The 10079-nt window shown below is 56.7% G+C and carries 8 protein-coding genes and 1 pseudogene; all 9 read right to left on the bottom strand.

Annotated elements, in window-relative coordinates:
- Positions 1 to 408 (bottom strand): annotated as a pseudogene (locus Q0349_RS10620) (transposase family protein); the annotation flags it as partial.
- A 17-nt stretch (positions 409 to 425) separates the two neighbouring features.
- The gene (locus Q0349_RS10615; protein WP_298080907.1) at positions 426 to 929 is read right to left on the bottom strand and encodes a hypothetical protein; all 504 of its coding nucleotides are present in this window, start codon (positions 927 to 929) and stop codon (positions 426 to 428) included.
- Between the two features lie 71 nt (positions 930 to 1000).
- Positions 1001 to 2224 (bottom strand): DUF945 family protein, encoded by a 1224-nt coding sequence (locus Q0349_RS10610; RefSeq protein ID WP_298080906.1) that lies wholly within the window; start codon positions 2222 to 2224, stop codon positions 1001 to 1003.
- A 150-nt stretch (positions 2225 to 2374) separates the two neighbouring features.
- A complete protein-coding gene (gene trmB / locus Q0349_RS10605) occupies positions 2375 to 3076 on the bottom strand; it encodes a tRNA (guanosine(46)-N7)-methyltransferase TrmB (protein WP_298080905.1) in 702 nt (233 codons plus the stop codon).
- The gene (gene folE2 / locus Q0349_RS10600) at positions 3060 to 3851 is read right to left on the bottom strand and encodes a GTP cyclohydrolase FolE2 (RefSeq protein WP_298080904.1); all 792 of its coding nucleotides are present in this window, start codon (positions 3849 to 3851) and stop codon (positions 3060 to 3062) included. Before folE2 ends, trmB begins: the two co-directional genes overlap by 17 nt.
- 118 nt (positions 3852 to 3969) lie before the next feature.
- Positions 3970 to 6981, bottom strand: a complete 3012-nt coding sequence (locus Q0349_RS10595) for a DEAD/DEAH box helicase family protein (RefSeq protein ID WP_298080903.1) — start codon at positions 6979 to 6981, stop codon at positions 3970 to 3972.
- Positions 6982 to 7035: 54 nt separating this feature from the next.
- On the bottom strand, positions 7036 to 7638 hold the full coding sequence (locus tag Q0349_RS10590; RefSeq protein WP_298080902.1) for a hypothetical protein: 603 nt from the start codon (positions 7636 to 7638) through the stop codon (positions 7036 to 7038).
- Between the two features lie 5 nt (positions 7639 to 7643).
- Complete coding sequence (locus Q0349_RS10585) at positions 7644 to 8801, bottom strand: AAA family ATPase (protein ID WP_298080901.1); 1158 nt, start codon at positions 8799 to 8801, stop codon at positions 7644 to 7646.
- 12 nt (positions 8802 to 8813) lie between these two features.
- On the bottom strand, positions 8814 to 10079 hold a 1266-nt coding region (locus Q0349_RS10580; RefSeq protein WP_298080900.1), incomplete at its 5' end, for a DNA methyltransferase.

Raw genomic sequence — 10079 nt, 5'->3', positions numbered from 1 at the left:
CGCTTTTTCTTGCCGCTGTAATACTGCCGCTGTTTTTTTGGGACGTTCAATCGGGCTTTCGGTAACGTCAATGATGACCGTTTGATCGCCCGGATTCTTGTGTTTTGGCAGGGAAAAGCGTTTGCAACGGATGAGGGCGTCCTCGGTTTTACGGATGGTGCGGCAGACATTACTTTCGGAAAGGCCGTAGATAGCGGCCAATTCGAGTTGGGTATGGTAATGGCGCAGATAACTTAGGGTAAGCAGCAGTTGGTCTGCCAAACCGAGCGTATGCGGCCTGCCCGACTTGACCTTCCGGCTTTCTGCTTCTGTGGTGACTTGCAGCATTTCATGAAAAAGGACGGGCGTTACACCTGTGAGCCGTTTGAATTCCCTGTCGCTTCTTTGGATTAGGTTTTCGTATTTCATTTGGGAATTGTAAATCTTCAGGATACTTTCGCAAGAGGTCTATTCATCGGCAGGCAGCGGCCATAGGCGGGCTCGTTGCCGATTTTGCGCGGCTGGAAGTCCAGCGCCTGCAATTTGGCGACTTCCGTCGGCTCGGTGGTGTCGTAGCGCAGGCAGACTTCGCTGGTGAAATGCTGGCGGTCTTTTTCGTCCAGAATTACCGTCAATACCTGATAGGTTTTGCTGCCGCTCTGGTCGGTAAAGAGGAATTGGCGCGGCAGGTCGCTGGTCAGTACCCGCATCAACTCTGCCGATTCGGCCTTGTTCACCGCAAACCAGTAGATTTGTCCGACGAGAATCAGGCTGCCCGCCTGTAGCGGTGGATGGTCTTCGCTGACCTGGCCGAAGGCGACGAGGTTGTCGCCGCCAAAGGCACGGTCGTCGTTGACGGTGGTGAGCGGCGGGTTTTTCGTCCATTGTTGTGCGGTCATGCAGCCGCCGAGGGCCAAGGCGGCGGCGAGGGTGAGCATTTTGCGGGGCATGGGGGTCTCCATAGGGTTTTGACCAAAGTATAGCGCAATGAAAAAGCCCGCCGCAGCGGGCTGGCAGGGGTTCAGTGCAGCATCAGCAGGGTTTTGCCGTTGACGCGGACTTCGTCGCCGTTGACGTCGATTTGCAACGGGTAATTGCCATCGCCATCGGCAGGCAGGCGATCCTTGCCGAGTGCGAGGGTGAGCAGCGGCAAGAGACCGCTGTCGCGGGCGAAATCGCCATAGAGGACGAATTCGCCACGGGTGCCGTTCAGTTGGGCGATGTTGTACGGCGGCGGGAACAGCAGCGGGAAGAGCAGGCTGCCGCTGATGTGGGTGGTTTGTTCGCGGTTGCTGCTGATGATGAGACGGTTGCCGTCCGCTTCCTGCTGGAGCGAGAGGTAGAGACGGTCGCCGTTGAGCGCCTTGGCAACGGGCAGGTCGAAGGTCGGGCTGGTCTGCGCTTCGAGGTTGCGCAGGCTGCCGTTGTCGCGGCGGTGAAGGGTGATGGTGCTGTGTTGCAGGCGCTGGTTCACCGTCTTGCCGATGGTGCCTTTGTCCTTGATGCTGATGTCTTCGATGTTGTATTTCTGCTCGGCGCGGGTGAGGTCGCCCTGCAGGTTGTAAAGGGTGATGTCCTGCTGGGCGCTGGTGCTGATGTCGCGACGGCTGAGGTTGAGCTGGGCGGCGCTCAGGCGCAGTGTTTCGCCGTCGCTGCGGTAGGTGCCGCTGCTGCGGCTGATGTTGAGGCTGTGGCGGCCTTGCAGCCATTGTTGGCGTCCCAGCAGCCATTCGCCGTTGCCGCGGTCGGGGGCGCGGATGTGGCTGTGCCAGCCCAGGGTGAGGCCGTCGCTGTCGAGGTTGGTGGTACGGTTCGGCTGGATGCGGATGATTTGGTGGATTTGGCCGAGGATGGCGATGCGGGTTTGCAGACGCAGGTGGTCTTCGGGCAGGTAGGCGGCAAGGCTGCCGTCGCTTTTGCCGTTGGTGATGCTGGCGCTGACGAGGTTGATGCCGCTGTTGAGCAGCGGTGCGTGGTTGATGCGCGCGTGCAGGGTGGTGCTGTACCAGGTCGGCTGGCCGCTGAAGGGACGGATGCTGACGCGCAGGTCGGCCTGGCTGCTGAAGTAGCCGCGCTGATAATGCTCAAGCTGCAGTTCCAGGCCTTTGCCGCGCAGGCGCAAGGCATCGGGGCCATCGAGGAAGGCACGCAACTGCCCCTCGATTTGCGGCGCGATGAAAGAGGGCGCGAGGATGGCGATGATGAGCCAGATGACGGCGATAAAGGCAAGGATGCGTTTGATCATGGGCGCGGGCGTCCGGTTGCAGTTTGAGCGTGTAGTGTAGGGGCGGGCAGGGCGCTTGGCAAATAATTTGTGACGATTTGGTTAGAAACAGGATTATGCGATAGTGATGCGCGCCGCACCATAAAAAACGCGCCAGACGGCGCGCGTTGGTTAGCCATTTTTGCGATAACGCAAATCCCGGACGCCGTGGCCGAGGCGTTCGCCCCGGCGCTCGAATTTGGTTTGTGGCCGCCACTCGGGGCGCGGCGCGTAGCCGTCGGCGTTGCCGAGGTTGTGCCATTTCGGGTCGCCCGCGAAGACGTCGCGCATCCATTCGGCGTATGCCGCCCAGTCGGTGGCGCAGTGGATTTCGCCGCCCGCGCGCAGTTTGCGCCAGATGAGGTCGGTGAAGGGCTGCTGCACGATGCGGCGCTTGTGGTGTCGCGCTTTCGGCCAGGGGTCGGGGAAGTAGATTTGTACGCGCGCGAGCGTGCCGTCGGCGACGTGGTCGCGCAGGATGGCTACGGCATCGTGGCGGATGAGGCGCAGGTTGTCGATGCCAGCGGCGGCGGCGGCAAGCATGGCGTGGCCGACGCCGGGGCGGTGGACTTCGATGCCGATGTAGCCCGCTTGTGGCGCGGCTGCGGCCATTTGTACGAGGCTGTCGCCATTGCCGAAGCCGATTTCGAGAATGAGGTCGCGCGCATCATTAAAGAGTGCGGGCGCATCCAGCCGCAGCGCGTCATCGACTTCCAGTCCGTAACGCGGCCAATGGTCGGCGAAGGCGCGTTCTTGTCCGGCGGTGATGCGTCCCTGGCGCAGGACGTAGCTGCGGATGGCGCGCGGCTGCGGCGTTTCAGTCGCGTTTGTCATGTTCGATGATGGCGTAGGCGGAGTGGTTGTGGATGGATTCAAAGTTTTCGGAGGAGACGCGGTACGCCTTGATGCGCGGGTCGGCGTTCAGGCGGGCGGCGACGTCGCGCACGATGTCTTCGACGAATTTCGGGTTTTCGTAGGCGCGCTCGGTGACGTATTTTTCGTCCGGCCGTTTCAGCGTCGCCCAGATTTCGCAGGAGCCTTCTTCTTCGCCGATGCGGATGAGGTCTTCAAAGGTAAACGGTGTTTTTTCGTCGTATTCGGCGTGGATGATGATGTGCGAGCGCTGGTTGTGCGCGCCGTATTTGGAGATTTCTTTGGAGCAGGGGCAGAGGCTGGTGACGGCGATGGTGATTTCGACGCTGACGATGCAGTCCTCCACGCCGCCGTCGGCGATGAGGGTCACTTCGTAATCGAGCAGGCTTTCGGTTTTGCTGACCGGCGCCTGTTTTTTCACAAAGTAGGGGAAGGTGAGGATGATGCTGCCTTCGGTGGCGTTCAGCCGCTTCAGCATTTCCGCGTGCAGCGCGGCGAAGCTGTCGAGGCTGATGGTGCCCGCTTCGTTCAGCAGGTGGATGAAGCGCGACATATGCGTGCCTTTTTGCTGGTGCGGCAGGGCGACGGTCATCTCTGCGGTGGCGACGGTCGGCTGCGCGCCGTTAGGCGTTGCGACGTGCAGCGGGATGCGGATGTCGCGGATGCCGACGCGGGTAATGGCGATGTGGCGGGTATCGGGTTTTCCCTGGACGTCAGGGATGGTCGTTTGGTTCATGGTGTTGGCTTTCGCGTGGTGAAAAGTTGGCTATTATCGTTTGTACGGCAGGGGGCTGCAATGTGGGCAGTCTGTGATACGGATGTCGTCGCATTCCATTTCTGTCCATACTTTGTACTCAGTCAGTTCGCTGTTTTTTTGCCGCCTGTACCAGCAGGTCATCTACCGAGCGCGCCATTTCGTAGTGTGCCGGGTTGTCGCTGGTTGCCAGTGCGCTGAAATGTGCCTTGCCGCATTCGATTTTGGCGTTTTCTTTATCGCGCAGGTCGTCGCTGAACAGGCTGCTTTTGGTTTCTACGACGAAGTAGAGGCGCTGTTCGTCATCTTTTTCAATTAACACCGCCCAGTCGGGATTGTAGCTGCCTAGCGGTGTGGGCACTTTGAACCAGCCCGGCAGTTTGACGTAGAGTTTGACAGCTTCGTTTTTTTCTAGCGCATCGGCAAAACCGCGCTCCACTTCCGAGTCATATACCACGCTTTCATAGAGGGATTTTTGGGTGCCGTGCAGCATATTTTCCAGGTAGCCGGTCAGTTCTTCCTGCTCGAACAGCTCTTGTGCATAGTACGCATCGTCGCCGAGTTTGCGGTATTTGATGCCATCCACCAGTGCCAGGCGTTTGCGGCGGTTGATGGTCTCGGCGGTGATGCTGATGAACTGTTGCGGATTGCGGGTGAAGTCTTCCAGGCGCCCGCTTGCCGTGAGAATGCGGACGATGCTACGGCGGGTAAGTTGGGTGCGGTTTTGCAGCTCGGTCAGCAGGTCTGGCAGTTCGATGGCAGTTTCTTCCAGGGTTATGGTTGCGGCACCTGTTTTTTCTGTTGCGGTGATGCCCGCTTCGCCAATGGCAAGGTCGGCCTTGCGCCATTGCAGCCGCGCTTTGCTGACAGTTGGTGCATTTTTCAACGCGGCGATGCAATCGGTGATGAGTTGTTCGTTGTCAAACTGGACGCGATAGGTGGTGCGGTACTTGATGCGTTCCCACAGTGCGCGGAAGTCGTCGCTGAGGTAGATGGCTTTACGCAGCGGCACCGGACGGCGGTCGTCGGCGTTTTTGACTTCCAGTCGTCCCGCCACTTTGCGCAATATTGCTGTGATTTGTTCTTTTTGTGCGGTAAATGCAGCAGGTAGTTCCAGACTGCCGCTTTTCAGTGCCGTGCGCAGCGCGTCTTGCACTTTGCCGGTGGTGTCAATGTAGGTGATGGCTTGCAGGTGCTCCCACAATGCTTGTGATTGCTCCGTACCCAGTGGTGCGGTCTTTCCGTCCGCAGTGGTCACAGCGATGGCGGCGAATTGATGCGGCTCGACAACGCCGAAGCGGATGCCGGTATCGGCCTCAATTTCTTTCTGCAGGTTTTCGGCGAACTGTTCGTAGTCTTCGGTAGCGATGACGGTCAGGATATTGATGTCGCCGCGTACCCGCTCGCCTTCCTGATTGACGCAGAGGCGCAGGCCGCGACCAATGGTCTGGCGGCGCTCACGCTCACTTTGGATGTCGCGCAGCGCACAAATCTGGAAGACGTTGGGGTTGTCCCAGCCTTCACGCAGTGCCGAATGCGAGAAAATGAATTTCAGCGGGGTAGCGAGCGAGAGCAGTTCTTCTTTTTCCTTCATAATCAGGTTGTAGGCGCGAGCAGCGTTCTCGCGGTTGCTTGCATTGTTCTCGGCGGTGTCCGTCCAGCGCTTTTTGTTGTCGATGGAAAAGTAACCGTCATGCACATCGGCCGCAGCGGTTTGCAGGTCAATTTCCCCAAAGAGGCTTTGGTATTGCGGCAGTTTGGCGGCACGGCGGTATTCTTCTTCAAAGATATCGGCATAGATGCCTTTGTGTGGTTGACCGTCTGCGTCGTAGCGGCGGTATTTTTCGACGCTGTCGATGAAAAACAGGCTAAGTACCTTGATACCGCGCGGGCGTAGGATCAGCTCCTTGTCGAGATGTTCTTTAATGGTGCGGCGAATCATCTCGCGTTGCAGCAGCAGCGGGTCAATATCGCCATGCGCCTCGCCAGGGCGCAGAAACGCTTCACCACCGGGATAACGCAGCTCCATAAACTCGTTGTCCTTGGCGGTGCTGATTTCCCCCACGCGAAAATTGGCGTAAATCTCGCGGCCGTTGGCGCTTTGTTGCAGGTCGTCGCCGTCGCAAACGGTTACTTCGGTGCGTTGCACGCCCGCTTGCGTTTGTCTATCCAGCTCAATCCGCGCGCTGATACGACCGCGTTTGTTTTCCACCTTCAGCAGGCGAACGAAGGGCTTGTTGTGCGCTTCTTCCACTGTTGCCGAGGCGACTTCAATCTGCTTGACCAGCTTGCGCTCGTAAGCGTCCACTGCGTCAAGGCGGAACACCATGTGGTGCTTGTCGGCATGGGTGGCGGAATAGCGCAGGGTGCAAAGCGGGTTCATCCTGTCCAGTGCTTCCTTGCCGCGTCCTTCAAGCCCGCCATCCACGCTTTGCGGCTCGTCCACGATGATGATGGGGCGGGTTGCGCGAATCAGGTCAATCGGCTTCTCGCCACCCATTTTTTCGCTTTCTTTGTAGAGGTTGTTCACGTCTTTTTTGTTAATGGCGCCGACCGTAGCCACCATAATCTGGATATTGGCGCTGGTGGCAAAGTTGCGCACTGCTCCTGGCTTGGCAGAATCGTAAAGGAAATAATCGAACGACACGCCCGCATACAGGTTTTTGAAATGCTCTTTCGTGATTTGTAGGGTCTTGTAAACGCCTTCTTTAATGGCGACAGACGGCACGACGATGACGAATTTGCTGAAACCATAGCGACGGTTCAGCTCGAAAATGGTGCGCAGATAGACATAGGTTTTGCCGGTGCCGGTTTCCATTTCCACCGTGAAATCCCCTGATGCCAACGTGGCGGAAGCTGGCAAGGCGTTGCGCATCTGCACGTCATGCAGGTTTTGCAGTAGCTCGTCATCTAGTAGGGAAAGACGGTTGCCGATGCCCAAATCGGATTTTGCGGTCAACATTCCTTCTTTTCCGCCAAGGTTCGGCGCAAGGGGCGCCTGCATGGTTACGGTAAATTCGCTACGACATATTTCCTGCCCACGAAAGAGGTCGCAGACGGCCTCAATGGCCTGGAGCTGGTAATCGAGGTTGGATTCAAAATGCAGTTTCATAAGCCGTCCTGAAAAATTGAGAATTCGTAAATATATTCATGGCGTTGCGCCAGGTTATGCCAGTGTTGTCGCGGCTTGTTGCAGTGCACGCCGAGCTCGCGCCAGGCTGGGTGAGTGTTCGGCGGCTCTTTGTGGCGACCATTCTTTTTTCACCCATGCCGTCAAGCATGTGTTGTACCCCAGCCCTTGGCGGGCGATAGCACCCTGCACGGCAAGCAAGTTCTCACGTACCGCCCGTGGCGCGTTTTTCGCCTGTTTCAGCAAAAATTGCTTGGGATCGGGCAAGGCATCCGGCGCATCTGGCAGTTTCACTTTTTTACCCATGAGCTGCGTCATCGCTTGGTGATCTGCCAAAAGCCAGGCTTCCACTTCTCGCTCGGCGATACGAAAGAGCAGGTTGGCGGGGCAGGTCTGGTTGGTGCCAAGCCAGTCCGCCCGCAGTTGTAACGGGCAGGGTACATCGTCCAGATCCGTAATCAGCAGGACGATTTGACGTGCTGCTATTTTCTTCCAGTTATTCATTCTGGCGCGCAGATAACCAGCGCCGTTTTTGCGTACAAGCGTGGGCGGTGTGCGTACCAGAATGTCATGCTCACGGAGCAGACGCAGGCCTACTGCCTCGCTCAGCGCGTCTTCAGTCGCAAGGACAACAGACATTAGCCCTATTCCCACAAGCTGAGTTGGCCAACCGATTCCGGGCGGGTTTTGGGCAGCATAACTTCTGCCACGGACAGCCCGGCTTCCAGCGCCGACTGCTCATCGCCTTGTACGGTTCGTGCAGTAGAGCCGTCTGGCGTGGTTTCCAGCAAAATGACGCCGCGCCCGTCAATGCCCGGATTGCTCAATAACGCCTCGCTGTGTGTGCTTATGATGACCTGCCGCCGGGGTTTCTTGTTCCTTTGCAATCGCTCGATAATCAGCGGAATTTCCCGCACGACGGCATCATTCAGCGAAATTTCCGGTTCTTCCAGCAGCAGCATGGCATTGCTGTCCAGCAAAGACCACAACAGACCGAGCAGCCGCAGCGTGCCGTCGGAAAAATGCTCCTCCGACTGCCAGCCCGCCTTGGGGCGATAGTGGGCATACTGTGCTTCCAGATGGGGATGGCCGGAGTCATCCTTGACGAAGCGCAAATCCTTGAATTGCGGCACCGCCACTTTGAGCGCTTCGCTGATTTTTTTCAGACGGGAAGAGCGGGTGCGTTCCGGTGTTTTGGCAATACGCTCCAGAAATGCCTGGCCGAATGGGTCATTTTCCAACACACGCCCGCCGAGGTGGTCGGCAAACTTCAACAGTTGCGGCACCAGGTGCAGATAGGTAATCGCGCCAAAAAAATCCGCGAGCACACGAAAGCTGGAATTGGCGGCAATCTGTTCCAGGCGGGTTTGTGTCAGCAGCATGGAATCCACCCTGTCTTGCGCGTCAGGGCGAGAGAAGAGTTTTTTGCCTTTCTGCCAGACCTCCTCTCTGGATACCAGAATGCGTTGCAACCCCCTGGGCTCGCGCTTGAAACCCAGAACATAGCGCCAGTCGGCGACAGCATCACTATCGGGCGATTCTGTCAGCTCCACGTCAATACACACCTCCGTATCGTTGCGGGCGTGCAGGCAACGCAGCTTGCTGATGCCGCCCCTGGCGAGAATAGCCGCTTGCAGTCCGCCGCCGGTCGGCTTGCTCACATCGCGCAGAAAGCGGAACACATCCAGTAGGTTGGACTTGCCGGAGGCGTTTGGCCCAAGAATGTAGGAAACGTCGCGCAGGGGAACATCCAGCGTGCGGAAGTTGCGCCAGTTTTTCAGGTTAATCCGGGTAATTTGCATGGCGAGACGCTCCTACAGGCTGCGCACGTTAGAGATGCCGTGCTGTTCCAGAATGGCGCTGAGGTTGGTTTTGGTGGCGTCATCGGCAAAGGCGTTGTCGCGGAAAACGCAGGTGCTGTCACCGGCGGGTGCCAGTTCCTTGTGCCAGGCGGCGATGCCCAATGCCAGCGGCTCGGCCTGCTCGCGGCTGATTGCTTCAGCAAGACACGCGAGCAGCACACCACCACCGACGGCGTACACCGTAAGATTTGCGATGTCGCGCGTCTCAATGGGGACGCACAAATCCAGCCCCAGTTTGAGCAGCAGCTCGTAGAGAACGTCGGTCTCGCTGCGCCCGGCGCGCAGGTTGTTCTGGTAATCCAATAAAGCATCCTGCAGGTTTTCCGGCTGCGGGTTCCAGGCGCGGATGTTCGATGTATCGAGTTTGAAAACGCGGAAACCGGTATCACCCTGCCAGTCGGGATTTTCCGCTTTGAGTTTGTCGCCGGCACGACGCAGACGTTCTTTGGTGATTTCGGCGATGGTAGGTGGCCGTCCTAATTTTTCTAAATACTCAATGGCATTCTTGGCAGTTTTTTTGGCGGATCCTGTTGCATTCTCCCAAATAATTTCTAGGTCTTCCGGAAACTGAACTAACACATAGCGGCGTGTTCCACCATCTGCAGCGTTCTGTGCCATAACAGCATGGCCAGTTGTGCCAGAACCTGCGAAGAAATCCATAATAATATCTTGAGATTTAACATTTCCAACATTAAGGATTCCATCAATAAGTTCAATAGGCTTGGGATTGCTAAAAACATTTTTTTTATTAAATAGTGATTCAAGTAATGCATTGGCACCTTGGTTATGACCAAACTGCTCATGAGGCCACCAGTTTGTTGCACATTGCCCCTCTTCTTCGCGTTCTGTGCGATAGTATTTTTTTCGCGGTGACCCATTGCCATTATCAGGAAAGATTATTCTTTTATCATTCAAAAGATTTTTGAAATTATCTTCATCACCCATCCATTCTTCATTATATATTTTTCCAGTTGGTGTAGTGATTAAATATCTACTGCCGGATTGATCGGAACCTACTTTCCAAGGTTTCGTAGCCCAATCGCCGCGTGGATCATTATCTGGATTCGAGAACGTTCCGGTTAGTCCGATTTTACCAACACCAGCTTCTTTATAAGCGCGACTATTTTTTGCGTAACAAACGATATGTTCAGCAACTTGACCAATCATTTTAGTTTTGTCATTAGGCTGATTATTCCTCCTGCGCCAATGAATATTTCC

Origin of the sequence: uncultured Cardiobacterium sp. (genome assembly GCF_938028185.1) — a bacterium.
In the GTDB taxonomy this organism is placed as follows: Bacteria; Pseudomonadota; Gammaproteobacteria; order Cardiobacteriales; family Cardiobacteriaceae; genus Cardiobacterium.
The sequence above is the reverse complement of the archived record's forward strand: the minus strand, read 5'-3'. Positions and strand labels throughout refer to the sequence as shown.

Bases quoted from the DNA above. Each gene is read 5' to 3' on its own strand.
- Q0349_RS10610 (WP_298080906.1), bottom strand. From the start codon at position 2,224: ATGATCAAACGCATCCTTGCCTTTATCGCCGTCATCTGGCTCATCATC.
- Q0349_RS10585 (WP_298080901.1), bottom strand. From the start codon at position 8,801: ATGCAAATTACCCGGATTAACCTGAAAAACTGGCGCAACTTCCGCACG.
- Q0349_RS10615 (WP_298080907.1), bottom strand. From the start codon at position 929: ATGCCCCGCAAAATGCTCACCCTCGCCGCCGCCTTGGCCCTCGGCGGC.
- Q0349_RS10590 (WP_298080902.1), bottom strand. From the start codon at position 7,638: ATGTCTGTTGTCCTTGCGACTGAAGACGCGCTGAGCGAGGCAGTAGGC.
- trmB (WP_298080905.1), bottom strand. From the start codon at position 3,076: ATGACAAACGCGACTGAAACGCCGCAGCCGCGCGCCATCCGCAGCTAC.
- folE2 (WP_298080904.1), bottom strand. From the start codon at position 3,851: ATGAACCAAACGACCATCCCTGACGTCCAGGGAAAACCCGATACCCGC.
- Q0349_RS10595 (WP_298080903.1), bottom strand. From the start codon at position 6,981: ATGAAACTGCATTTTGAATCCAACCTCGATTACCAGCTCCAGGCCATT.